Annotated in this window: 19 protein-coding genes and 1 tRNA gene; 8 read left to right on the forward strand and 12 right to left on the reverse strand. The window is 64.0% G+C overall.

The window, feature by feature from the left end:
• Positions 1-13: 13 nt before the first annotated feature.
• Positions 14-652 carry a hypothetical protein gene (locus AC6UUM_RS03785; protein ID WP_500804013.1) on the reverse strand — a complete coding sequence of 213 codons (639 nt, stop codon included), beginning with the start codon at positions 650-652 and terminating at the stop codon, positions 14-16.
• An 88-nt stretch (positions 653-740) separates the two neighbouring features.
• On the opposite strand from AC6UUM_RS03785, the gene AC6UUM_RS03790 reads away from it, so the two are divergent.
• Positions 741-816, forward strand: a tRNA-Thr gene (locus tag AC6UUM_RS03790).
• A gap of 165 nt (positions 817-981) precedes the next feature.
• Positions 982-2,238 (forward strand): tyrosine-type recombinase/integrase, encoded by a 1,257-nt coding sequence (locus AC6UUM_RS03795; protein ID WP_500804014.1) that lies wholly within the window; start codon positions 982-984, stop codon positions 2,236-2,238.
• 56 nt (positions 2,239-2,294) lie between these two features.
• On the opposite strand, the gene AC6UUM_RS03800 is transcribed toward AC6UUM_RS03795, so the two are convergent.
• The 7 genes from AC6UUM_RS03800 to AC6UUM_RS03830 form a co-directional block, all read right to left on the reverse strand.
• Positions 2,295-2,570 carry a helix-turn-helix domain-containing protein gene (locus AC6UUM_RS03800; RefSeq protein WP_500804015.1) on the reverse strand — a complete coding sequence of 92 codons (276 nt, stop codon included), beginning with the start codon at positions 2,568-2,570 and terminating at the stop codon, positions 2,295-2,297.
• Between the two features lie 602 nt (positions 2,571-3,172).
• On the reverse strand, positions 3,173-3,844 hold the full coding sequence (locus AC6UUM_RS03805; protein WP_500804016.1) for a response regulator transcription factor: 672 nt from the start codon (positions 3,842-3,844) through the stop codon (positions 3,173-3,175).
• Complete coding sequence (locus tag AC6UUM_RS03810; protein ID WP_500804017.1) at positions 3,841-6,480, reverse strand: DUF4118 domain-containing protein; 2,640 nt, start codon at positions 6,478-6,480, stop codon at positions 3,841-3,843. The genes AC6UUM_RS03805 and AC6UUM_RS03810 overlap by 4 nt, the downstream gene beginning before the upstream one ends.
• Entirely contained in the window at positions 6,477-7,079 is a 603-nt protein-coding gene (kdpC, locus tag AC6UUM_RS03815; RefSeq protein WP_500804018.1) for a potassium-transporting ATPase subunit KdpC, read from the reverse strand. The genes AC6UUM_RS03810 and kdpC overlap by 4 nt, the downstream gene beginning before the upstream one ends.
• A gap of 13 nt (positions 7,080-7,092) precedes the next feature.
• Positions 7,093-9,129: a potassium-transporting ATPase subunit KdpB gene (gene kdpB, locus AC6UUM_RS03820; protein WP_500804019.1), complete on the reverse strand. Its 2,037-nt coding sequence runs from the start codon at positions 9,127-9,129 to the stop codon at positions 7,093-7,095.
• A 12-nt stretch (positions 9,130-9,141) separates the two neighbouring features.
• Complete coding sequence (gene kdpA, locus AC6UUM_RS03825) at positions 9,142-10,845, reverse strand: potassium-transporting ATPase subunit KdpA (protein WP_500804020.1); 1,704 nt, start codon at positions 10,843-10,845, stop codon at positions 9,142-9,144.
• A 12-nt stretch (positions 10,846-10,857) separates the two neighbouring features.
• Complete coding sequence (locus tag AC6UUM_RS03830; RefSeq protein WP_500804021.1) at positions 10,858-10,947, reverse strand: potassium-transporting ATPase subunit F; 90 nt, start codon at positions 10,945-10,947, stop codon at positions 10,858-10,860.
• Positions 10,948-11,688: 741 nt separating this feature from the next.
• On the opposite strand from AC6UUM_RS03830, the gene AC6UUM_RS03835 reads away from it, so the two are divergent.
• The 5 genes from AC6UUM_RS03835 to AC6UUM_RS03855 all read left to right on the forward strand — a co-directional run bounded on the left by AC6UUM_RS03835 (position 11,689) and on the right by AC6UUM_RS03855 (position 17,613).
• Positions 11,689-11,979, forward strand: coding sequence for a hypothetical protein (locus AC6UUM_RS03835; RefSeq protein ID WP_500804022.1), 291 nt, complete (start codon positions 11,689-11,691; stop codon positions 11,977-11,979).
• A 160-nt stretch (positions 11,980-12,139) separates the two neighbouring features.
• Positions 12,140-13,144: a P-type DNA transfer ATPase VirB11 gene (gene virB11 / locus AC6UUM_RS03840; protein WP_500804023.1), complete on the forward strand. Its 1,005-nt coding sequence runs from the start codon at positions 12,140-12,142 to the stop codon at positions 13,142-13,144.
• Positions 13,145-13,147: 3 nt separating this feature from the next.
• Positions 13,148-15,322 (forward strand): type IV secretory system conjugative DNA transfer family protein, encoded by a 2,175-nt coding sequence (locus AC6UUM_RS03845; protein WP_500804024.1) that lies wholly within the window; start codon positions 13,148-13,150, stop codon positions 15,320-15,322.
• Positions 15,323-15,377: 55 nt separating this feature from the next.
• Positions 15,378-16,493 (forward strand): LPD7 domain-containing protein, encoded by a 1,116-nt coding sequence (locus AC6UUM_RS03850; protein WP_500804025.1) that lies wholly within the window; start codon positions 15,378-15,380, stop codon positions 16,491-16,493.
• A 16-nt stretch (positions 16,494-16,509) separates the two neighbouring features.
• Entirely contained in the window at positions 16,510-17,613 is a 1,104-nt protein-coding gene (locus tag AC6UUM_RS03855) for a relaxase/mobilization nuclease domain-containing protein (protein ID WP_500804026.1), read from the forward strand.
• A gap of 18 nt (positions 17,614-17,631) precedes the next feature.
• Here AC6UUM_RS03855 and AC6UUM_RS03860 read toward each other — a convergent pair whose 3' ends face one another.
• Complete coding sequence (locus AC6UUM_RS03860; RefSeq protein WP_500804027.1) at positions 17,632-17,958, reverse strand: hypothetical protein; 327 nt, start codon at positions 17,956-17,958, stop codon at positions 17,632-17,634.
• 323 nt (positions 17,959-18,281) lie between these two features.
• Here AC6UUM_RS03860 and AC6UUM_RS03865 point away from each other — a divergent pair, with 323 nt between their 5' ends.
• Positions 18,282-18,596 carry a hypothetical protein gene (locus tag AC6UUM_RS03865; RefSeq protein WP_500804028.1) on the forward strand — a complete coding sequence of 105 codons (315 nt, stop codon included), beginning with the start codon at positions 18,282-18,284 and terminating at the stop codon, positions 18,594-18,596.
• 55 nt (positions 18,597-18,651) lie between these two features.
• Here AC6UUM_RS03865 and AC6UUM_RS03870 read toward each other — a convergent pair whose 3' ends face one another.
• Genes AC6UUM_RS03870 through AC6UUM_RS03880 form a run of 3 tightly spaced genes read right to left on the reverse strand, consistent with a single transcriptional unit; the run spans position 18,652 to position 24,058 of the window.
• Positions 18,652-20,706: a 3'-5' exonuclease gene (locus AC6UUM_RS03870; RefSeq protein ID WP_500804029.1), complete on the reverse strand. Its 2,055-nt coding sequence runs from the start codon at positions 20,704-20,706 to the stop codon at positions 18,652-18,654.
• Positions 20,707-20,708: 2 nt separating this feature from the next.
• The gene (locus AC6UUM_RS03875) at positions 20,709-22,499 is read right to left on the reverse strand and encodes a DEAD/DEAH box helicase (protein WP_500804030.1); all 1,791 of its coding nucleotides are present in this window, start codon (positions 22,497-22,499) and stop codon (positions 20,709-20,711) included.
• A gap of 2 nt (positions 22,500-22,501) precedes the next feature.
• Complete coding sequence (locus AC6UUM_RS03880; protein WP_500804031.1) at positions 22,502-24,058, reverse strand: DNA methyltransferase; 1,557 nt, start codon at positions 24,056-24,058, stop codon at positions 22,502-22,504.
• Positions 24,059-24,061: the final 3 nt, after the last annotated feature.

Below are 24,061 nucleotides of genomic sequence, written 5' to 3' on the forward strand. Positions count from 1 at the left end.
TGTGCCGTTGATATCATTTCCACAGATGCGTGATTTTGATCACATCTGGCGCAGGGTCCCGGCGCGCGAACGGCTCACCAGCCAGCGGCAGGTGCCCAATGTCGGCAAAGGCGCCGGCCAGTTCGGCACGCAAGCGCTTGGCCGCACTTTTTGACAATATCTCGCGCCAGCTCAGCACGATCTGTACCATGGCGGCCGGATCGCCCGCCGCCGGCAGCGGCAACGCCAACCCGCGCACCAGCAATTGCGCGCCCATCGGATCGTTCACGCTGGCCTCGAACGGGATCGGCATCGGCTGCAACGCCACCAGCTCGCACGCCGCCACCAGTTCCTCGCCGAGCCCAGGATCGCGCAGCAGCGGCAGGCCGGCCATCAGGCCAAATCGGGCCGATACCGGGGCGCCGACGCTGTCGATGATGGCCCGCCCGGCCGGATCGCGGACCACCAGGCTGTGATCGAAGAATGCCTGCAAGGCCGTGGCGATGTCATGCTCGGCGGCGCTCTGCCAGGCCGCGAGCGCCCGATTGGTCAACCGGCGCTCCACCACCACGCTGCGCGGCACCTGATCCACGCGCAGCGGCCCGGTGCGGGGGCGGCCATTTGCCTCCAGCGGCGGCGGCGCGGTGCGGGTGCCAGGCAGGGATTGGCTCATGCCCCTGATAACGACGCCTGGGGCCGAACATTGCGCCCCCTCTTGCCAGCACCCCCGCCCCCTGATAATCGCGGCCTCCTTCCCCGGAGCCGCTTTAGCTCAGCCGGTAGAGCACATCATTCGTAATGATGGGGTCAGGTGTTCGAGTCACCTAAGCGGCACCATTTCTCCGTTCGCTAACGTCCGCGAAACGTTGAAAAATCCAGCAAAATCGAGTACATATGGGGCTGGCCTAGCCGCTAGTGTCCGCCGCCGTACGCCCGCAATCGGGTGATTCTGGGGGCCATATTGGGGGCCACGGCGAAACGGCAAAAAGGCGTGGCCCCCAAATGACGTTTTCTAGCTCACAAATCCGCAACTTAAGGCCTAAAACCGCGCCTTATAAGCAGACAATCGAGAAGGGGTTGTTCCTTCTCGTGCAGCCGTCCGGCGCCATGCTCTGGCGCATGAAATATCGCGTCGATGGCTCGGATGCCGCCGGAGCGCCCAAAAAACTGGAGAAAAAGATATCGTTGGGCACCTATCCCGAGGTCAGCCTGAAGGAGGCGCGCAACCGGCGCGACGAGGTCCGCCGTTTGCTCGAAAAGGGGATCGATCCCGCCGAGCAGAAAAGGCGAGACGTTCAGGCTGCCAAGATTCGAGCCAGCAACACGTTCACCGCGGTTGCCCTAGCCTACATCACCAAAAACGAACGTGATGGCCTTGCCGCTAACACGATCACCAAGCGACGCTGGTTTGTGAGATTGCTCCAGAAGGCGTTGGGCAATCGACCGATCACTGAAATCCAGCCATTCGATATCCTGGAAGCGGTTCGACCGTTCGAAGCAGCCAAGAATGACGAGAAGGCCCATCGCACGCTGCAGTTTGTCGGCAGCGTTTATCGCTATGCGATCGCCAATCAACTGGCTGTTTCCGATCCAACGCGTGACCTGCGCGGCGCCTTGGCGAAGCGCAAGCCGAAGCACCATGCTGCCATCCTCGAGCCCAAGCTGGTCGGCGACCTGTTGCGCGCCGTCGATGGCTACGAAGGCCAGGGGATCCCCGTCACGCGCATTGCCCTCCAGCTGTCACCGCATGTGTTTGTGCGGCCGGGCGAGCTACGCAGCGCCGAGTGGACGGAAATCGATCTGGACGCTGCAGTGTGGCGCATTCCCGCTGCTAGGATGAAGGGTAGGCAGGAACATGTCGTGCCGCTGTCGCGACAGGTCATCGCGCTATTCAGGACAGCGCATGTCATGACCGGCAGCGGACGCTATATCTTCCCCTCGATCCGGACGCATTTGAAGCCGATGTCCGAGAATACCGTCAACGCGGCGCTTCGACGGCTTGGCTATTCCAACGATGAAATGACAGCGCATGGATTCCGGGCGATGGCCAGCACCCTGCTGAACGAATCGGGCAAATGGTCATCCGATGCGATCGAGCGGGCGCTTGCGCACCGGGATAAGGACGCAGTGCGCGCTGCCTACCACCGGGGCACGCACTGGGCAGAGCGGGTCGAGATGGCGCAATGGTGGAGCGATTATCTCGACATGCTCCGGGACGGGGCGACCATTATTCCATTTACGACGATCAAGGGCCGATAGGCTGGGGCGCTTGACTAGGCCGACCGATCAAGAAGGGCGTGGCAGAAATCGCGGCATCACGCATCGAGCCGACGTCCACCCGAAGACGGCGGCGTCTTTCGGCGCAACTCATCGAGGAAGCGGCGCAAGCTATCGACCGGTACCAAGGTTGCCGTACCGACCTTTATGGCCTCGATCTGGCCATCCTTGATCAGCTCGTACATCTTGGTTCTGCCGATCCCGGTCATCTGAACAGCGACGGATATCTTCACCGTGATCGTGTCGAACGGCAGTTTCAGTTGCCGATCATTGGCCGGCGATACGGCGGGCTTGGCCGGTTGAATGTAAGGCATATCTCCACACTCCGCTCAAAAGCAGGCCTGTGGACCAGCGATATAATGCCAAATCAGCAGAGCCTCGGCAACAGCGCTCCGTTCACATGCCACGATCAATTGTATCGACAGTGACGCTTGGAGCGCCACTTCAGCAGCGCGGACGCCAGCGGACGAACTTCCGACAACCGCCTTTCACGCAATGCCGGCGGCCAATCACCAGAATCTTAAAAAAGAAGGAAACGCCCGCGCCTTGCGACCGGCTAAATTTGCAGCGAGTTCAATTGTTTATCGCGAGGCAACTTGCAGCGAGGCAGCGAGGCGCCGATAAGGCATAGCTTTGTGACGAGGTGCCTTGCCGCAAAGGCATTGAAACAGCGAGAAAAAGCGCGAGTCACAGGCCTGCAGTTCACTGCGTAAGGTGTGGCAAACTCTCACGCTTGAAATCCTCCTGGAGCCGGGGGCGGAAATCGTCTCACGCCGTTGCGATATTCCCGGCCTTTTAGCAACATCGGGCACCCGGACGCTGACTAGCAACGCGCTCGGGTACCAGTCATTCGACACCGCCAAACCGCTTAACGAAACTCGTCACGCGTATGCGTCGGCCTCAGATTGGGCGCACTTCAATCCATTAATCGATAACCAACGCCCGGTTCATTTCGGATTAGAGTCGGAGAGGACGGGTTGGGTTCAAGTTTGCGGCGCAGGCTGCGCACCGTTACGCGCAGATATTCGACGTCGTCGACATGTGCTTCACCCCAGACCGAAATGAGAAGCTGGTTGTGGGTTATCACTCTACCGGGGTGGCGGGCGAGCTCGGCGAGCAAGGCGAGTTCCTTGCGGGTGAGCGGCACCAGCGCGCCATCGCGTCGCACTTCGCGGCGCAGCATGTCGATGCTGATGCCGCCAACGATCAGCGGCCCCGTTGTTGCGCCGCTGCGATGGCGCAGGGCGGTGCGCACGCGGGCAAGCAGCTCGTCAGTGTCGAATGGTTTGACGACATAATCATCAGCGCCAAGATCGAGCGCTGCGACCTTTTCCGACGTCGCATCGCGCGCGGTCAGGACGATGACGGCGCGGTCGAGGGCTTTGAGCAGAGGGACCAGTTCAAGTCCGTCACGATCCGGCAGGCCGAGATCGAGCAGCACAAGCTCGCAGCCGGCGCGATGCGCCTGCGCTAGGCCATCGGTGGCATTGGCGGCATCATCGATAGTGTGACCAGCGCGTTCCAGTGCGCCGCGCACCAGGCGCCGGATGGCGGGTTCGTCGTCGATGATCAATATCGGCGCTGTCATGCAGCGACCGTGCCGCGGCGGATCGCGGCTTCGGGCCAGGTGATGGTAAAGCGCGCGCCCGGCCCGTCGCTCCGGTTCGTTGCCATGGCCGATAGTCCCATCGCGCTGGCAAATCCCTTGACGATGGCGAGCCCCAACCCGGTCCCGCCGCTGCGGTCATCGCCCTCGACGCGAGCAAAGCGATCGAAAAGCGTTGCTTCCTGCCCAGCCGGCAACCCCGGCCCGGTATCGAGCACCGACAGCGTCAGGCCAGTGGCGGTGCGGCGCCCCTCAATGGTGATGGCGCTGCCTTCGGGGGCGAATTTTGCGGCATTGCCAATAAGGTTGATGAGGATGTGATGCAGCAGGCGCGGGTCGGCCTCGACCAGTGGCAGCGACGGCGGCACATCGAGCACCAGCCGGTGGTGGAGCAGTTCCGATTTGAGATCATGGACGGCACCGCCAATGGCATCGACAAGGTCGGTTGCTTCGGCCTTGACCAGCACCGCACCGCTGTCGAGCCGGGTCATTTCAACAAGATCGTCGAACACCCGGCGCAGGCGACGCGCTTCGGCCTTCAGGGTTGCCGCGATCGGTGACGGACTGTCGGCGGCGAGTGCTTCGGCGGCGGCGACGACCGAGGTGAGCGGCGTTTTCAAGTCATGGCCGATCGACGACAATAACGTGACGCGCAACTCGTCGCGCTGTTTCAGGCTGTCGAGTTCGCGGGCATCGGCTTCGAGCCGGATGCGTTCCTGCGCCAGCGCTGCCTGGCCGACGAGGGTGGTGAACAACAACCGGCGATCGCCCGGAATCGGTTCGCGGTGATCGCGCGCCACGCCCAATATGGCCAGCACGCCAAGCGCCGTCGCCAGCGGGTGGAACTGCCACTCGCTCGATGTCAGGGTCGATGTGTCGGTGCCGGCCGGCTCGCCCCGATCAAACGCCCATTGCGCTGCGGCAAGGTCGATCGGCCCCAAGATCGGATCGGCCGGGCTTGCGGCGATCGGCTGCAACTGGCCATCGTGGTTGGCCAGCAGCACCGTCTGCACGCCCAGCATGCGGCCGATCTCGTCGCAAACCGCCTGGGCGGTGCCGGCTTCATCCGATGTGGCGGCAAGCCGCTGGCCAAAGGCGGCGATCGCGGCGTTTTCCTGGGCGGCACGGGCGCCGATATTGGCCTCACGCTTCAGCCGGCCGGCGAGCTGCGAGGCAATGATCGCCACCCCGGTCAGCACCAGAAGCGTCACGAAATTCTGCGGATCGGCGATGGTGAAGGTATAGATCGGCGGCAGGAAGAAGAAGTTATAGGCGAGCGCCGCAGCGACGCTGGCGACCAGCGAGGGGCGCAGGCCGAGCAGTGTCGCAGCGGCGATGACCGGCACCAGATAGATAAGGTCGACACTGTTGACGCCGATGACCGGCACCAGCAGCAGCGCCACCGCCGTCGTCAGCGCCACCATGGCGATGGCAAGGCCGGTCGTCGCCCAGGGCCAGGCGGATGCGGCGCCAAGCGTTTCCGCCGATCCTTCGGCCATTGCCGGCACGACATGGACGGTGATGCCATCAAGATCGCGCACCAGCGCGCCGACGACCGAGCGATGGCGCAGTTCGAACCACCACGACCGGCTGGTCTTGCCGATGACCAGCATCGTCGCCCGAGCCTCGCGCAGATAGCCGATCAGCCCGGACGTGACATCGGCGGCCGGCACTGTGGCGATGCTGGCGCCCAGCGTTGCCGCCAGCTTCAACGCCGCGGCAACACGGTCGCGCGCCGCGTCGGGCAGGGCGACGCTGCGCGGCGTTTCGACTACCAGCGCTGTCCACGGCGCATCAAGCGCGTCAGCAAGGCGCTTCGCAGTGCGCACCAGCGTTTCGGCGCCCGGTTGATCGCCGATGGCGACGACGATGCGCTCACCCGCCGCCCATTGGCCGCCAGCGCCGGTGCTGCGAATATGGTCGAGCATTTGCCGGTCGACTGTCTGAGCAGCACGGCGCAGCGCCATTTCGCGCAGCGCCGACAGGTTCGATTTGGAAAAGAAATGCCCCAGCGCACGGCTGGCTTCTTCGGGGATATAGATTTTCCCGGCCTTCAACCGCTCGATCAGTTCGTCGGGCGGCAGGTCGACCAGCTCGATCTCGGCATCGTCGAAAACCGCATCGGGGACGGTTTCGCGCACCCGCACCTGGGTGAAGCTGGCGACGACGTCGTTGAGGCTTTCGACATGCTGAACATTAACGGTCGTCAGCACGTCGATGCCGGCGTCGCGCAGCTCCTCGATATCCTGCCAGCGCTTGGGGTGGCGACTGCCCGGCGCGTTCGAATGCGCCAGCTCATCGACCAGCGCGACATCGGGGGCGCGGGCCAGCAGCGCGTCGATATCGAGTTCGGTCAGCGTGTGCGGGCCATGGGCGATGCTGCGCCGGGGCAGCACCTCGAACGGCGCCACCAGCGCTTCGGTATCGGCGCGTCCATGGGTTTCGACGATGCCGACAACAACATCGCGGCCGGCCTTGGCGAGCTCGGCGCCTTCGAGCAGCATCTCGAAGGTCTTGCCGACGCCGGGCGAAGCGCCGAGCAGAATCTTCAGCCGGCCACGGCTTTCGCGGCGGGCGGCGCGCAGCAACGCATCGGGAGAGGGCCGGTCGTCGGTCACACCGGCGGTTTAGCAGCTTTTGTAGCCGAAATCCGGTCAAGTTCGCGGTTGAGCGCCAGCACATTGACGCGCGGTTCGCCAAGGACGCCGAGCAACGGGCCTTCGGTCTGTTCCGCGACAAGCGCCGCGATTTCGCTGGCGGCAAGGCCCCGGGTATTGGCAACGCGCGCCACCTGTGCGCGCGCAGCATCGGGGCTGATGTCGGGATCAAGGCCCGAGCCCGACGTGGTAACGAGATCGCCGGGAACGGCGCCCGAGACGCCTTCGCCGCGCAGGCCGGCAACCGATGCAGCAATGCGTGTCGCAAGGTCGTGCGACCCCGGCGCAAGGTTGGAGCCCGAGGACGCACTAGCGTCATGGCCCTTGCCGGCCGCCGACGGGCGCGGGTGGAAATAGCCGGCCCCCGTGAAATCCTGCCCGATCAGCGACGAACCGACGGTCTTGCCATCGGCGATGACGAGACTGCCCCCCGCCTCGGCCGGCAGCGCCAGCCCGGCAATACCGGTGATGGCGACCGGATAGGCGATGCCGAGCAGGAGCGTGAAGCCGATTAGGAGGACGAGCGCAGGCCGCAGCGCGGCGCGGAGTTCGGTGAACAAGGCTTTTTTGTCCTTACGCCAGACCAAGGCCGGTGACGGCCATGTCGATGATCTTGATGCCGATGAACGGCGCAATCAGCCCGCCGACACCATAGACGGCAAGATTGCGTGCCAGCAGGTCGCCAGCCGGCGCCGGGCGGTATTTCACACCCTTCAGTGCCAGGGGCACCAGCGCCGGGATGATCAGCGCATTGAAGATGATCGCCGACAGGATGGCGCTTTCCGGCGATCCGAGCCGCATGACATTGAGCGCGCCGAGCCCCGGGTAAAGCACCACGAAGATTGCCGGCAGGATGGCGAAATATTTGGCGACATCATTGGAGATGGAGAAGGTCGTCAGCGCGCCGCGCGTCATCAACAGCTGTTTGCCGAGGCCGACAATCTCGATCAGCTTGGTCGGGTCGCTGTCGAGATCGACCATGTTGCCGGCCTCGCGCGCCGCCTGGGTGCCGGTGTTCATGGCAACGCCGACATCGGATTGCGCCAGCGCCGGCGCGTCATTGGTGCCGTCGCCGCACATGGCGACAAGCTTACCGCCGGCCTGTTCGGTGCGGATCAGCGCCAACTTGTCCTCGGGCGTTGCCTCGGCAAGGAAGTCATCGACGCCGCTTTCGGCGGCAATGCTGGCGGCGGTCAACGGGTTGTCGCCGGTGATCATCACGGTGCGGATGCCCATTCGGCGCAATTCGCCGAAGCGCTCGCGGATGCCGGCCTTGACGATGTCCTTCAGTGGCACCACCCCAAGCAGGCGGGCACCATCGGCGACGGCCAGCGGCGTGCCACCGGCGCGGGCGATATCGTCGGAAATCCGGGTCAGCGCTGCCGCTGCCGCCGGGTCGACTCGTGAGCCGAGGCGTTTCAAAACCGCATCGACGGCGCCCTTGACCAGTTCGCGGTCACCGATGGTAACACCCGACACGCGCGTCTGGGCGGTAAACGCAATCGGCACGGCGTTCGACGGGAGTGGGTCGCCAGTGCCAGCGAGCGCAACGATCGAGCGACCTTCAGGGGTTTCATCGGCAAGGCTGGCGAGGCGAGCGGCCGCCATGAGTTCGGCCTCGGCCACTCCCGGAATCGGCATGAACGCCGTCGCCTGGCGGTCACCAAGCGTGATGGTGCCGGTCTTGTCGAGCAGCAGCGTGTCGATATCGCCCGCCGCCTCAACCGCCCGGCCCGATTTTGCCAGCACGTTGAACCGCACCAGCCGGTCCATGCCTGCGATGCCGATAGCGGACAGCAGCGCCGAGATTGTCGTCGGGATAAGCGTGACGAACAGCGCCACCAGCACCGGTACGGCGATGACGCCGCCGGCATAGGCGGCAAAGCTGGGCAGCGTCGCCACCGCGATCAGGAAGATCAGCGTCAACCCGGCGAGCAGGATCGTCAGCGCGATCTCGTTCGGGGTCTTTTGCCGCGACGCGCCTTCGACCAGCGCGATCATCCGGTCGAGAAAGCCTTCGCCCGCCGCCGCCGTCACCCGCACGGTGATCTGGTCCGAAATCACCCGTGTTCCGGCCGTTACCGCCGACCGGTCGCCGCCGGCTTCGCGGATGACCGGCGCGCTTTCGCCGGTAATGGCCGCCTCGTTGACACTGGCGACGCCGGCGACGACCTCGCCATCGGCGGGGATCAGGTCGCCGGTTTCGACCAGCACGAGATCATCGACCTGCAACTGGCTGGCGGGCACGATACGCCATGCCTTGGCGAGCGCGCCCTCAGCCCCTGCGAGGCGCTTGGCCGACAATTCTGCCTTGGTGGCGCGCAGCGATGCCGCCTGCGCCTTGCCGCGTCCTTCGGCCAGGCCTTCGGCGAAATTGCCGAACAGCACCGTCAGCCATAGCCAGAACACCAGCTGGCCTTCAAAACCGGGCTGGCCAGTGCCGGTGACGAGGCCTCTGATCCACAGAACCGTCGACAACAAGGCCACGATGGCGACGACGAACATCACCGGGTTCCTGACCAGCACGCGTGGGTCAAGCTTGACGAAACTGTCCCTGACGGCGGCCGACATCAGCGGGCCGGTAAACAGCGAAGCGGGGGCGTTTGACATGTGCAGATAACCCTAAAGCGTCTTGCCGGCGGCGACCTGGAACTGGTCGGCGATCGGCCCCAGCGCCAGGCTGGGCAGGAAGGTCAGGCCGCCGACGATGACGATGACGGCGATGAGCAGGCCGATCCACAGCGGCCCTGTGGTCGGGAAGGATCCCGGCCCGGCAGGGACATGGCGTTTGGCCGCCAGCCCGCCAGCGATGGCGAGCACCGGCAGCAGCACGCCGAAGCGGCCAACGAACATGGCGAGCGCCAGCAGGCTGTTGTAAAATGGCGTGTTGCCCGACAACCCGCCAAAGGCGCTGCCGTTGTTCGCCGCCGCGCTGCTGAAGGCATAAAGGATTTCCGAAAAGCCGTGCGGGCCTTTCGCCAACGGTCCGGCCAGGCCCGCCGGCACCACGCTGGCAATGGCGGCAAGGCCGAGGATCGCCAGCGGCGGGATGACGATGGCGATGACGCTGAGCTTCATTTCACGCGCCTCGATCTTCTTGCCGACATATTCGGGGGTGCGGCCGACCATCAGGCCGGCGATGAAGACGGCAAGGATGGCGTAGACAAGCATGGCATAAAGCCCCGAGCCGACGCCGCCGATGATGAGCTCGCCCAATTGCATGTTGAACATCGTCACCAGGCCAGCGAGCGGCATCAAGCTGTCATGCATGGCGATCACCGCGCCGGTGGAAGTCGCTGTCGTGACTGTTGCGTAAAGCGCGCTCGCGGCAATGCCGAAGCGGACTTCCTTGCCCTCCAAATTGGCACCGGAAACGCCCAGCGCCTGGTGGATCGGGTTGCCTGCCGCCTCGGCCCAATAGGCCGTACCGGCGCCGATGATCAGCATGATGACCATCGCGGCGAGCAGCGCCCAGCCCTGGCGCGTCGACCCGACCGCCTTGCCGAACAGCCAGGTCAACCCCGCGCCGATCGAAATGATCGAGAGGAGTTGTGCCAGATTGGCCAGCGCCGTCGGGTTTTCGAACGGATGCGCCGAGTTGGCGTTGAAAAAGCCGCCGCCATTAGTGCCGAGCTGCTTGATCGCCAGCTGCGACGCCACCGGGCCAAGCGCGATGACCTGTTGCTTGCCCTCCAACGTCGTCGCCGCAGCGCTGGCGGCAAAGGTCTGCGGCACGCCTTGCGTGACGTAGAACAATGCCAGGATGATACTGAGAGGCAGCAGCAAATACAGGGTGACCCGCGTCACATCGGCCCAGAAATTGCCGATGCCAGCCACTTCGCGCCGGGCAAACCCGCGGATAAAGGCAAAGGCCACCGCAATGCCGGTCGCTGCCGACAGGAAATTCTGCACTGTCAGCCCGGCCATCTGCGAGAAATGCGACAGCGTCGTCTCGCCGCCATAATTCTGCCAGTTGGTGTTAGTGACAAAGCTAACCGCGGTATTGAGCGCCAGCAGCGTTTCAACGCCGGAAAAACCCTGGGGATTGAACGGCAACACGCCCTGCAGTTTCAAAATCGCGAACAACAGGATGATGCCGCCGATATTGAGCGCCATGACGGCCGCGGCATAGGCCAGCCAGCCCTGCTCATTGCGCGGATCGATCCCGGCGACGCGATAGAACCCGCGCTCGACGGGGCCGATTACCACTGCCATGGGCATGCGTTCGCCCAGATACAGGCGATACAGAAATTCGCCCATCGGCCGCGCCAGCGCGACCAGCAGCAGGATGAACGCGAGGATCAGGCCCCAACCAGCGGTTGTCATGGCGATGACCCCCTAAAACCGCTCAGGCCGCGCCAGCACGGCGAGCAGATAAATAAGGACAACCATCGAAACGATGGCTCCCAGCGCTGTCTCGAAACCCATGGCAAGCGGTCCTGTGGCGGGTGTTATAGACCGTGCTTTGACCACCGATCGGCATCATGGCGCTGCGGGCAAATCACCTCGGTGCCGTAAAATTCGCGTTAAATCGGGTTGTCTGAGAGGCGGCAAAGCTATCGCTGACAGCAATCCCGAAAACGCCAATTTACAGGGCGTGAGCCGGGCGAGGATGTTTCATGGGCCAAAGCTCCGGCCGGACGCGTGCGGCAACCAGACGCCGAGGACCGCTATCCGACCAAGGCTGCCGACGTCTTTCGGTCCGCGCTTGGCCCATTAGCGAAATCGCTCGAGCACACGCGCGAATGTCTTTTCTGCGAATCGCCGACGTTGATCGATCATTTCGCATTTGGATGAACTTGAAGGGTTCTCGGTAACTGCGGTGTCGGGTACCCCGATCATTCCAAAAACCGAGTAACCGCGTACTGGCTGGAGTAAATTTGCACATCGGTAGAACGAGGATTCCGAGTGGGAGCAATTGCCACACACGATGCAGTGAACTGCAAGTGCGTGACTCGCCATTTGTGTCGTAAGATCAATGTCTTTGCCGCGAGGCGCCTCACTTTAGAGCTGTGACTCGCCGACGCCTCGTTGCCGCACCGCAAGTTGTCTCGCCACAACCTATTGAATTGGTTGTGAATTCGGCGTCGGCGCTGTTGGCCTGACAGTGCCTATCGTGACGTGGGCGGAAACAGTATAGCGGGCCTGACTTCAGGGGGGAGACGCATCATGCTGCGCGCGATCGGGCTTTGCGCGGCGCTGCTAGCCACGGCCACCGCGGCGCAGGAGGTTCCGGAAATTCGCTTCGACGCCGTCGATTTCCTCAAACCCCCGGCCGACATGCACCTGGGCGAAGTGGCCGGCGTTGCGGTCGGCAAGGCGGGCCAGGTCTACGTCTTCCAGCGCGGCAATACAGAGGGTCCGGCCTATGCCGCGGCCGCCGCCCAGCTGCTCGAGTTCGATTCCAAAGGCCAGTTCGTCCGCGAGATCGGGCATCACCTTTACGCAGCTTTCGAATAGCAGGCATGTCGGGCGGCAACAATGCATTGAAAGCAGGTTGTGCAGGGCGCTGTGTGGTCCCCTCCCAATTCGTAAAGTCTTGCACCGTGCAAGACTCGTTCGCTGTCCGTTCCAGCGCCGGTTTTCGCCTGTGAGCCGGGGAGGCGAGCGCACGCTTCGCTTGCTGCTTGCGCCCGTCGCGGAACTGCTGGCCGATGCGTCGGTCACAGAGCTGGTCATCAACCGCCCCTGCGAGGTCGGGGTAGAACGCAGCGGCACCTGGTCGTGGCAATCGGTCCCGGAGCTGACCTTTGAGCGCCTCGATGGCATTGCGACATTGGCCGCGTCGCTCTCGTCGCAAGACGTCGGCCCGGAGCGCCCGCTGTGCGCCACGGTGCTGCCGGACGGCCAGCGCCTGCAAATTTGCCGACCGCCGGCCGTGCCCTCGGGCACGATCAGCCTGACAATCCGCCGCCCTTCGGGGTTCGCACCCACGGTCGCGAGCCTTGCCGCCGGCGGGCTGTTTGCCTCCACACGCGCCGCCGACCGCCCTGCGGCGCCACATGATGATGAGCTCGAAGTCTTGCACCGTGCAAGACATTGGGAGGCGTTCCTGGCGCTGGCCGTCGCCGCAAAGAAGACCATCGTCATCACCGGCGACACCGGCTCGGGCAAGACGACGGTGGCCAAGGCACTGATCGCCGCCATCCCGCTGGAAGAGCGCTTGGTGACAATCGAAGACACGGCCGAGTTCGTCTGCCCGCATCGCAACCGTGTGTCACTGTTCTACTCCAAGGGCCATCAGGGCCTCGCCCGCGTGCATTCGGAGGATCTGATCGAAGCCGCGCTGCGCATGCGCCCGGACCGGGTGCTGATGCAGGAGCTGCGCGACGGCGCGGCGTTCACCTTCATCCGCTCGATCGCCGCCGGGCATCCCGGCTCGATCACGACCTGCCACGCCAACAGTGCGGCCGGCGCCTTCGACGCGCTGCGCCTGATGGTGAAACAGCACGATGCCGGCAAGCACCTCGCCGACGCCGATGTGCGCCAGCTGCTGCACGCGCTGGTCGATGTGGTCGTCCACTGCCGCAAGGACTGTGGCCGCTACGGGGTGGAGGAAGTGCTGTTCAAGGGCACGACCGGAAACGGCTCCATCCTCCCTCATGCCCTCGAAGCGGCGGAGTAGAGCATGGGCAGCTTCGCCGAGTGGCCACCCGCTGCCAAAGCTTTGGGGCTGCTGTTCGGGATGCTGCTGCTCGCTTGCGTCTGGTCATTGCTTGCGTCGACGGTGTTCCTGGTCGGCACCAGCATGCTGGGCAACCGGGAGACGATACCGTTCCTCGAATGGTGGTCCTACTTCCGCTGGTACGGGTTCACGAACCCGCGGGTTGGCACCTGGCTGAAGATCGCCGCCGGCGTTGCCACCGCCATCCCGGCGCTGCTGATCCTGGCGCGGGTGGCACGCGGCGGGCTGTCGGCCTCGGGCAACAAGAGCCTCCACGGCAGTACGCGCTGGGCCTCGCGTTCCGAAATGAAACACGCCGGCTTCTATGCGAAGTTCGCCGGTCTCTACGTCGGCAAGGACGCTCGCGGCAAACATCTGCGGTTCGGCGGCCCGGAGCATGTCGCCTGCTATGCCCCCACGCGATCAGGCAAGGGCGTCGGCCTCGTCATCCCCAACTGCCTGCTCTACGACGCTAGCCTCGTCTGCCTCGACGTGAAGAAAGAGAACTGGGCTGCCACCGCCGGCATCCGCGAGGCCGCCGGGCAGAAGGTGTTCCTGTTCGACCCGCTCGCCCCCGATGGCCGCACCGCCCGCTACAACCCGTTCACCTATGTCCGGCGCGGCACCATCGATGCGTTCGAGGACATCCAGCGCATTGCCCAGATGGTGTTCCCGCATGTCAGCGGCGACCAGGCGTTCTGGCAGGACTCGGCACGCTCGGCGTTCGTCGGCGCCGCCGGCTATCTCGCCGAATCCCCCGAACTGCCGCTGACGTTCGGCGAGGTACTACGCCAGCTGTCGGGCAACGATGCGGCGACGCTGATGCTCCAGCGCATCGAGGCCCGGCGGCTTGCCGGCGATCCCTACACCGAAGCGACCGTGAAGGCGCTGGAGGACTATCTCAAGGGCTCGGCCGACCTAGTCAACTCGATCCGAAAGACGGTCACCTCCAAGCTGTCGCTGTGGTTCAACCCGCGCATCGATGCCGCGACCGCGGCATCCGATTTCGACATGCGGGAGCTGCGGTGCAGCCTGCACGCGGTCTATGTCGGGGTGACGCCGGACAACATCGCCCGGCTGCGGCCGCTGCTGGCGCTGTTCTTCCAGCAGCTGGTCGACCTGCAGGTGCGCACCCTGCCGCAACACGATCCCAACGCCCGGCACCAGGTGCTGCTGCTGCTCGATGAGTTTCCGCTGCTGGGGCCGATGCCGGTGCTGGCGGAAGCGTTCGCGTTCGTCGCCGGATTCGGCATTCGCATGATGCTGATCATGCAGTCGAAGGCGCAGCTCAGAGACCGCGACCTCTATGGGCCGGACAAGGCCGAAGCCATCCTCGACAACTGCGGGCTCGAAGTGGTGTTCGGCACCAAGGACCTGAAACTGACCGAAGAGCTGTCGGCACGGATCGGCTATGACACGGTGAAAGCGGCAAGCCGCTCCGGCCCGCGGTTCTGGCGGTTGTTCCGCAGGGACAAGCTCAGCCTGACGGAGAGCGACCAGCGCCGGGCGCTGCTGCTGCCGCAGGAGATCGCGCGGCTGAAGCCGGAAGAAGCTATCCTCATCAAGCCGGGGATGTTTCCGATACGGGCGAAGCGCATTCGCCATTATGCCGATCCGCTGTTCAAGCGGCTGCTGCGCGCGCCGCCCGTTGTGCCGCCGATCGACATCGATGTGCGGCTCGATCGCGGGCCGGTGGCGCGGGCAGTGCCCGCCAGCGCCGGCGCCGATGCCGGCGCGATGGCTGACGAGGGTACGGGTCAGGGCGCGGGTTCCGGGCAAGCGGAAGGGCAAATGTCTTGCACCGTGCAAGACTCTGCCGCGGAAACCGCCTCCTCCCGCCGGCCCAAAGCCGCTAGGCCGAACCCGCAAAAGTCTTGCACGGTGCAAGACTCCGGCACCGGCGCCCGTGTCACTGGAACGCCCGCTCCAACGCCGGCTTACGTGGCTGCCGTACCTCAATCTGCCCCGTCACACGACCTCAAGCCCCACCAGTCCGACAGCCTGCTCAGTTCGGTGATGGGCGCCGATATCGACCTCAGCGACTACGGCCTGTCCGACGCAAAGCTTGTCGTTGCCCAGATGATCGACCGCGTGCCGACCGCTGCGCCGTCCAGAGGCCGCAGGACGGCCGCAGAGTAGCGATGATGGCCCTCCGCTCCCTCATGCCCCTCACACAGCCCCACAGGAGGCCCTGATGGCGATTGCAAACTTTATCCCCCGCCGTGCCAGCAACAGCATCGAAGCGATGCCGGAGCCGCAGCCACAGCCATCGCAAAGCGCACCGTCCGCCGATCGCGCGGCAGCGCCGGCGGCTGCCAGCTCAGCCCAAAGCCCAACCCCGCCCGCTGCGTCCGACGCCCCGGCCCGCAAGCCGATCCCGGCGAAGAGCGAGCCGGCGACGATCGCCGCTAATTACTATGTCGAGGAAGCCGCCGATCGCCGGACCTACTACCAGGACTATCAGCGCAAGGCAGTGGCGTTCACCGCCACCGAAACCCGCGTGACCTCGGCGCGCGAGGACCTCCGCACCGTGCGGGACATGGTGGAAGTGGCCCAGGCACGAGGCTGGCGCTCGGTGCAGCTGCGCGGGACAGAGACGTTCCGGCGTGAGGCCTGGATCGAAGCTGCCGCCGCCGGGCTCGATGCCGCCGGCTACAAGGCCAGCGACCCCGATCGGCAGGAAGCGGACCGGCGCAAGGCCGAGCGGGAACAGTCGCGGCCGGCGAACGCCATCGCGCCGAAGATGCCGAACTCATCGGAGCGGTCGACGCCAGCAGCGCCGGCAGCGGCGGTTGCGGCAATCGCCGCCAGCGGCCCGGTCGCGGCCGTGGCCGCCGCCGGCCGGAATGGCAGCGTGCGAGACGCGCCGAACAGGCCAGCGGCAACCGATGGGCCCTCCCCATCTGTCGCAATAGCGACATCGGCTCCCGCTACGCCTGCAACGCCGGCAGAGCAACGCAAGGCGCTGCGCACCGCAGAGGCTGAGCTGTCGTCGGACGGCAAGCTGATCCTCGCTGCGCTGTCCGAGAAAATCGATCGCCAGATGAACCGCTACAACAGCGATGCCAAAGCCGAGCTGAAGCTGTTCGTGGCCACCGAACTGCAAGCCAAGGAGCGTGCCCAAGGCCCGGTGCAGCTGTCGGCCGAGCAACGCCGCATGGCGACCGCGCCGGAACAGGGTCGGGCAGCCGGGAAAGACAACGTCGAGGCGCTGCGGGACGGGCGCGATCCCGGTCGATCCACCGCCTCTGCACCCCCTCCCAATTTGTCTCGCGAGCCCGAGCAGCCCCGCCTGACGCGCTCGCGCTGATCGAGGCTGCCGGAGCATGGCCACACACGAGAACGACGTCTGGCGGCTGCCTGAGAGCGTCCGTGGCGACGATCTGCGCGCCGGGGGTGGTGCGGGTCCCTCGAAGCGCGCGCCGCTGTCCCAGGCCGCCAAGGATCGCCTGCGAAGGATTGTGTCCCGTGCGCCCGAAGCCATGGTCAAGGTCACCGGCCGCGCCCGCGGCGGTGCTTTCGGCCTGAAGGCCCATCTCGACTACATCACCCGCAACGCCAAACTCGCAGCTGAAACCCAGAACGGCACCCGCATCGACAACCGCCATGCGCTCAGAGCCCTCACCGATGACTGGCTCCTCGCCAATGCTGTCGAAGCACGGGGACGCCCGCTGCCCGATGCGGCGCAGTCGGTCTCGGTCATCCTGTCGATGCCGCCGGGGTCGCCGGCCGACCGCGTGGAATCCGCCGCCCGCACCTGGGCAAGGGACACGTTCGGCACCCGCCATGACTGGCTGATGGTCCGCCACGACGACACCGATCACCCGCATGTCCATGTCAGCATAAGGGCGGTCGGACCCGATGGACTGAGGCTCGCCCCGAACCGCACCGATCTGCAGAACTGGCGGGAGACGTTCGCCAAGGAACTGCGAAGGCTGGGCATCGAAGCCGAGGCCACCCCGCGCCAGGCGCGCGGCGCGGTCAGGAAGGCCACCAAAGCGCCGATCGAGCAGATGGAGCGCAAGGGTGTCGAACCCAAGGTGCGGAAGGCCGAGCGGCAGGCGGCCGAGCGCGACGCCAAGGCGCCGCCGGCGGAACGCCCGGAGTGGAACCTCACGATCAGCGCCAGACAGGCGAAGATCCGTGACGCCTATCTCGCCCATGCGGTCGAGCTCGCCACCGGTGATCCCGACGATCGCCGGCTTGCCCGCGACGTGGAGCGGTTTGTGGCGGAAATGCCGGTGGCGCTCACCCGGCGGCAGGCGCTGGCGGTGGAGTTGCGGCGCGTGCTGGAGCGGGAGAATGGGGCCGGAGGGGCGAAGGTGGACGGGCCGGCGAAGGAGGAGGAAGTCTTGCACGGTGCAAGACTTTCCGACCCGGAGCAGCCCAAGCTAGACCTGCCGCCGAATGAGCCGAAGCAGCGGCGGTGATCCTTCCCGCCTGCCCGATCAGCTGAAGAGATCGCCGACAGCTCGCCGCTGCCGTAGTGTTTTGTGCCGGCGGCGGCGATGCTCGGGTCGATCGTGCGCCAGATGACAGCGCCCGCACAGAGCCGCCAAGTTGCGCGATGTGTTGTTGGTGGGGTCGTGGTCCAGATGCGCGGTGGCCAAGATCACGCGGCGCAGCCGGAACGGCGGCGAAGACGGAAAGCCGGCGAACGTTGGTGCCGCCGATGCGAACACGTCGATGGTAGGCAGCCGCGCCTTTCGGCCGCGCTCGTCGCGCCAGCAAAGGAGGGTCTCGTCCCACCACTGGCCTTGGGGAAGTTGGGCCACCCTAGCCGCGTGCGGCCTCCCGCATTGCTCGCACCTGCCGCCCGCGCGCCGGAAACGAACGGATTGGGAGAGCTGCCGCCAGTCGAATGGATAGAGCTGTCGTTGGTCGGGTCTGATGGGCATCGGAGAACAATATATGAACGATGACCTAGTGTGAATCCGTATACCCGTTTCAAGTGAGCATAAATGGCGGATGCGCTAGCTGCCGTTCCGATGCGCAGCGGATATGACTACTTTACAAGTTACATCGAGGGCTTCAACTAGAGTTTGATGCCCTCGCATCAGCAATGTGAGCGGCGGCCAATCTAATCGGAGACAAAGCATTGACTGACACGCAGTATGAATTTCACGTACGAAACGCGCTGGCTGAACATGCAACTTCTTTAAATGAACTTGAGAGTTTGCTGGCCGCGGCAGTACGCGCGCCAGGATCGCGCGCGCCTATGCAGCTCAAAGAATTGATGAAGCATGTGTCGACCGGCCTTCAAGAAGCCAATGACGTCGTTGAGCACCATGCAGATGGAACTATTCCAGTTTCGAATGACTTGCTTCTCGTTTCGACAACAGTGATTCGAGCTGCCAAGGATGTGATAAATGCAGTTATTCTTTTAGAAGCGATACGTCCGTTACGATCTTAACTAACTGGCGGAAATTATTCTGCGAACGCAAATCCGCCAACCGCGTTTCCGGTGGCTACTGTGCGCCTAAAAGATCGCTTATATATTCAGAACCAGGATGAACACCGCTCACAAGTAGATGCTCACGCGCTCTTGTGCAGGCCACATATAACAGCCGGCGCTCAGTCTCGTAAATGTCATCAAGCTCGGCCTCGTCCGCCGCGTCGGCTGCACGCTCGTCTAGTGGTAGCACGCCTTCATCACAAGCCATCACAACAACGGCCCTAAACTCCAGCCCCTTCGCTTGATCCATCGGTGAAACCGTAATGGCGCCCGCATCAATCCCTTCGAGGGCTGCTCGTGCTCGTGCCATCAAAGGCGGATGGCGGACGAAAACCCCAATCTCGGCAGCCGCGATACCTTGCTCGAGCCAACTGCTGATGGCGCTGCGCACTGCCTGGCCCTCCTCAGCCTCCGAGGCGGCGATGAACACCTCAGGTGCAGGGCCGTCGAAAACAGAAACGATTCCGCGCCTTTCGTCCTCGATACCGTCAATATCTCGTAGGACCGTGGGCAGCAGCTGGTCTGCGGCCCGACGAATTTGCTGGGACGTGCGGTAGCAGACCTTGAGGGTATGAGACCTTCCCCGGACATCAACCCCGAGGCTTGCCCAAGAGAAGGGGTGTTGGAAGATACGCTGGCCGATGTCCCCTGCCAGGAACAATGCGTCGGCCGCTGCCGGCGCGATTGACGCAAAGAAGCGCAGCTCAGCGGGGGCGAGGTCCTGAGCTTCGTCAAGGATCACGTGCTCGAATGGCTTGCTAGGCCGGCTTCCGAGATTAGAGGCCAGCTCGGTAAAGACGTTGGCCCAAGTCGTATACCGTTCGGCGCCTAGTGCTCGCTTCACAGCGTCAAACACAGGCCAAAGCTGCTCGCGCTGCTTCGGGCCCAATCGGCTTTTGCGCCCCATACGCGGCACAGTCGCATAGGATTCAAAGCTGCCGAGACCCCAAGCATCGATGACATTTGTCCATTCGGACAGCAGGAATCGCTCAGAGAATCCTCGCAACTTTGCAGCCTCTGCGGCGCCCCGCAGCCGCTCACGCAGGACCGCATCTGTCGCAATGCGCGGTCGAACTCCGTGTTCGAGCTGGAACATCTGATCCGCGATGCCGCGGAACGAGGTCACGGTGATCCTCGGCACAATCCCGCCCGTCTCGGGCGCCAGGACAAGAAGCTTCTTCGCCATCGCCTCCGCGAGCGGCTGCGAAAAACTGGCCAAAAGGATGCGTGCTTCAGGCTCTTCCCGAGCAAGCCGTACGGCCCGGTGGATGGCCACAATTGTCTTGCCAGTACCGGCGGAGCCCGCCACGCGGGCCGGACCATTGAACCGGCGGCCAACAAGGTCGCGTTGCGAGGGATGGAGGAAGACACCCCACTTCTCCCAAGGGTAGGCGAGGGCCTGCTCCAACTCCTCCTGGTCCGCAATTGGTCGAATGCGGCGCAGAGCGTCCGGGTGCGAGAAAGGGTCCTCCGGCGCGGATGTCGGGGCTGGCTTGGGCAACTGGCCGGTTGTAGCGAATTCCAAGAGCGCTTCGGCGGCTTCGGCCGGCAGATGCTCTGCCAATGCAAAGAAGCCGGTCTCATCGGCCGCTCGTACGTCCTGCAACCAATCGACGGGCACGCCGATCGACAGGAGCATTTCGACGGTGAGGGATTGGAATAGGGGTGCCGCCTGGGTGGGTGTGTGCGGCAACACCAGGTCAAGCTGGGGCGGTGGCGCGATCTCCTCGACCCGCTCCCGAACCTCGACGATCTGAATTGCACCGGTTTTGGGATGCGCCTCGATGCGCCGTCGTTCGGCCCAGGCATAGGCTTTGTCATGGTGGTCGACATACGCCACCAGCAAGCTGCTGGCGGTCTTGTGCACGATCAGGCGAATGTCCGCGTTGACCCGCACCGACCAGAAGTTCGGGTCCTTGGATCGATCAATGCGATGAAACTGAAGGCCGGGAGCCGATGGATCGATTTGGAGGTCGACGATCGTCGATTTGGTTGCGCGGGCTTCTTGCGAGTTCAGCCGGGACAAGGCGGACGTGAAGGTCTCAGCCAACAGGAATGCGAGGGCCATCTTCAAGACGCCTTTGCGAAGGTGAAGGGCGTCCAGAACTTGCCGGGCTTCTGCCACAGCGCCTTGGATGCTCGATAAATAGTTGCAAGGCAGTCGTTTTTTAAGTCGTCATCGTTGTAGGGGATGATGGCATGGGCCTGCGCCCGGGAGATCGCGACGTTGATAAGCCGACGTCCGTCCTCACCCCCCAGAAACTGCGACGACGCATCGACGGGATCAAAGATCACGATCCGGCACTCGGAGCCCTGTGCTCGATGCACAGTGCTAACTCTGACATCCCGGTGTGCTGACCGGATCACCTCTCGAATGAAGGCGCGCTGCGCACGAAACGGCGTCAGAACCAAGATACTGTCTGGCTCGGTGTACGAGCCTTTCAACTGATCAAGAATGCTTCGCACAAGGATGCCGGATTCAAAGCGGATGAACCCACCATATTTGGGTGACCATTGGGCACCCTCCTTCACCTGATCGAAACAGACCCTGGGCACCTCGCGACCATCGACGAAGAATGGGCTTCGCTCGCGCTTCCACTCCGCGTCCTGACGCGCCTTTGCGCAGACATGCAGGTCGCCATCATAGAAGGCCGTGGCGACGGCATGGCAAATCGATTGCGCCATGCGTGACTGTTCGTTCAGCTTGACTGTGGGGACGTGGGCAAATGTCTCGAACGCAGTTTGCTCGAGACCCCGGCGGGTGGTCGCGGTCTTCGACTGCACGATCGGGGCGAGCTGATGCGGGTCGCCTGCGAACAGCGTCTGCGAGCCAAAGGTGGTTGCCATCAGGGCGGCCGGCTTCACCACCTGGCTCGCCTCATCACAGATGACGAAAGGCCAAGGGCCGGCCGCCATGACGGCAGGCTGCCACTTGAAGGCAGATGCAACCGTCATTGCGACCACGCGAGAGCTGCCAGCCACAGATTCTACATCGGACTTCAGCGCAGCGCGCGCAGCGCCGATGCGATCCATCCAGCGCACATAGTCGGCGATGCGCGTCTTCGGCGGCTCCTCCATTTCAAGGATAAGCAGCTTCTTCGAAGCCTCGGCGATGCCGGGTGCCAGCAGATGCTCGCGGCCGACATATTTGTTGCCGTCGAAGTGTGCGCCCAGCCTTTTCATGGAATGGCGCAAGTCCGTCCGTCCCAGACGCTCCAGCCAGTCATCGATCACCAGCAAAGCGTTATCGACCGCGACGTTCGTTGGTCCCAGGATCAGGATGCGGGCCTTCGAAAATCGCCGGAGCATATATGCTGATGTGGCACCTACCGTGAAGGATTTGCCTGTTCCCGGCGGCCCGATCACGAGCGAGACGCGGTGGTGGGCAGCTTGAACGGCGAGTTTCTGCCGCGCTCGGAGCACGTCGAATTCTGCCGGCAAGTCACGGACCTCTTGAAGAGGCGTCGTGTCGTGTGACTGCTCCAAGCGCTGCTTAGCCTTGGCTGCCAGTGGGCTGTCCCAAAGCTCGATCAGCGGGCTCAAAAAATCGCTGAGGAATACCCAAAGCATATTGCTACGGTCGGGCGCCGTGCCGCGAAACGGCTCGATGACGAGCTGATCCTGTTCGGCATAAACAAACTTGATGACCCCGCCGTACTCCAGCTCGGCGCCCCATTTGACCCGAGCGCCTTCAAGCGCTTCGTCCACCGCGCTCGAACGACCGACTTTCGACGGCCGCACAGATACGACCGCGAAGCCGTCTTCCATGGCCGCCCCGATGACCGTGAAGCAGATTCCCTTCTGCGTCAGGTCGCGCTCCTCCCGGAGCGCCGCCAATATGTTCGCGCGGTTGATGGCCAAGCCTACACCCCGAACACCTTCATCACCTCGTCGCCGAAGTGGTTGATGACCTTCACCGCGATCCTGCCGCTCGTGGGGCGGTCGAACGGGCGAGACGTGTCGGAATAAAGGGTCGCCCAAGCGTCCTCATCGATCTCGGCCTGGAGGGCGGTCTTCAGGGCCTTGTAGGGGTCGCCCTCGCCTAGGAAGTAGGCGTGGCGGACGAAGAAGCTTTCCTCGTTGTAGTCGGTGTCGATAAACCAGGCGGCGATGCCCTTGGTGTCGTTCGATCGGATGTCGCCGGTGTTGGGGTCGAACACGTCGACGCCGTTCACCTTCACCCGCAACTGGGCGCCTTCATGAAGAATGGTCACGTCGGGCTCACCGAAGACAACAAACATGTTGCCGCGGCCGGTGTTCTTCAGCTCGTCGGACATGTGCATGTCGGGGTTGATGCGGGCTTTAAGGATGTTCAGGCTGCCCAGCTGGGCCAGCTCGGAGCTGTGAGCATCGAAGTTAAAGGCGCAGGCGATCAGCACATCGAAACGGGCATCGACGGCCTCGCGGGCGGCGGCCACAAGGTCCTGTCGCCCGACAGTGCCGTATTCCGGACCGATCAGGATGGCCGCACGGCGCTCGGGCCCATCCTCGCCCTCGCGGAATGTGCCGGTGGCGCCGATGAACGTGCCGGGCCAGGCATTTAGTGACTCAAAGGTGATGCGATCGCCTTTGGCTTGCTGCTTCACCCCTTCGGCTCGAAGATAGTCGATGACGACCGCTGCGAAGTCTGTAGTTGCCGCATCGGTGGGCGTCGCCGACTCCAGCAGAGTGTCATCAATGTCGCCGGGAACGACGCGGTGCGGCGACAGGCTTTCGACCGTGAACGGCCCCGCGACACGGACTCGACTGTTGTCGGTGTAGGGCTTGTCATAGAGATATTCGACATCGGCGCGCGCCGCGATGCTAGCATCGATCTCCTTCTGGCGCGCGATGCGCGCCTGCCACCAAGATTTGTGAACGCCCGCGACATTCGACGACCAGCGCGGACTTGCCTCGCGAGGAATCTGCCATTCCTCCCATTGTTCACCCGTGATTTCGTTCAACTCTCGACGCAGCGGCTCAAGCCGGGTCTGCCAGCGGTCCCAGATGCCATCTATAGCGGTGTTGTTGGCGATCGATTTCAAGGTGATGTGCGGCACCCGCTCATACACAAAGCCTTGGCGAATATCGTCGTGGATGGGGGTTTCGGGTGGCACGCTCTGGGTAAGCGCGGCCTCCTTCGCCCGCCCGGCGCGGCTGTCAGCAAGCAGATACCAAGGGTATCGCGCTGCCATCAGCCTCGTGCGAGCGAGCGCCAGTGCGACGCGGCTAGTGTCAATGGTGATCCAGCGTCGGCCCCATTGCTCGGCAACGAATGCGGTGGTGCCCGACCCGCAGGTTGGATCGAGCACGAGATCGCCGGGATCAGTGGCCATGAGGATGCAGCGTTCGACCGCTCGAGGCATCGTTTGAACGACGTAGACTTTGGGATCGGCGAAGCCGCTTGTCACGGTATCGTTCCAAGCGGCATCGAGTGGCATTGC

The organism is Sandarakinorhabdus sp. (genome assembly GCF_987265915.1).

Bases quoted from the DNA above. Each gene is read 5' to 3' on its own strand.
- AC6UUM_RS03785 (WP_500804013.1), bottom strand. From the start codon at position 652: ATGAGCCAATCCCTGCCTGGCACCCGCACCGCGCCGCCGCCGCTGGAG.
- AC6UUM_RS03850 (WP_500804025.1), top strand. From the start codon at position 15,378: ATGGCGATTGCAAACTTTATCCCCCGCCGTGCCAGCAACAGCATCGAA.
- kdpA (WP_500804020.1), bottom strand. From the start codon at position 10,845: ATGACAACCGCTGGTTGGGGCCTGATCCTCGCGTTCATCCTGCTGCTG.
- AC6UUM_RS03855 (WP_500804026.1), top strand. From the start codon at position 16,510: ATGGCCACACACGAGAACGACGTCTGGCGGCTGCCTGAGAGCGTCCGT.
- AC6UUM_RS03830 (WP_500804021.1), bottom strand. From the start codon at position 10,947: ATGGGTTTCGAGACAGCGCTGGGAGCCATCGTTTCGATGGTTGTCCTT.
- AC6UUM_RS03795 (WP_500804014.1), top strand. From the start codon at position 982: ATGACGTTTTCTAGCTCACAAATCCGCAACTTAAGGCCTAAAACCGCG.
- AC6UUM_RS03870 (WP_500804029.1), bottom strand. From the start codon at position 20,706: ATGGCCCTCGCATTCCTGTTGGCTGAGACCTTCACGTCCGCCTTGTCC.
- kdpB (WP_500804019.1), bottom strand. From the start codon at position 9,129: ATGTCAAACGCCCCCGCTTCGCTGTTTACCGGCCCGCTGATGTCGGCC.
- AC6UUM_RS03835 (WP_500804022.1), top strand. From the start codon at position 11,689: ATGCTGCGCGCGATCGGGCTTTGCGCGGCGCTGCTAGCCACGGCCACC.
- AC6UUM_RS03845 (WP_500804024.1), top strand. From the start codon at position 13,148: ATGGGCAGCTTCGCCGAGTGGCCACCCGCTGCCAAAGCTTTGGGGCTG.
- AC6UUM_RS03805 (WP_500804016.1), bottom strand. From the start codon at position 3,844: ATGACAGCGCCGATATTGATCATCGACGACGAACCCGCCATCCGGCGC.
- AC6UUM_RS03880 (WP_500804031.1), bottom strand. From the start codon at position 24,058: ATGCCACTCGATGCCGCTTGGAACGATACCGTGACAAGCGGCTTCGCC.
- AC6UUM_RS03800 (WP_500804015.1), bottom strand. From the start codon at position 2,570: ATGCCTTACATTCAACCGGCCAAGCCCGCCGTATCGCCGGCCAATGAT.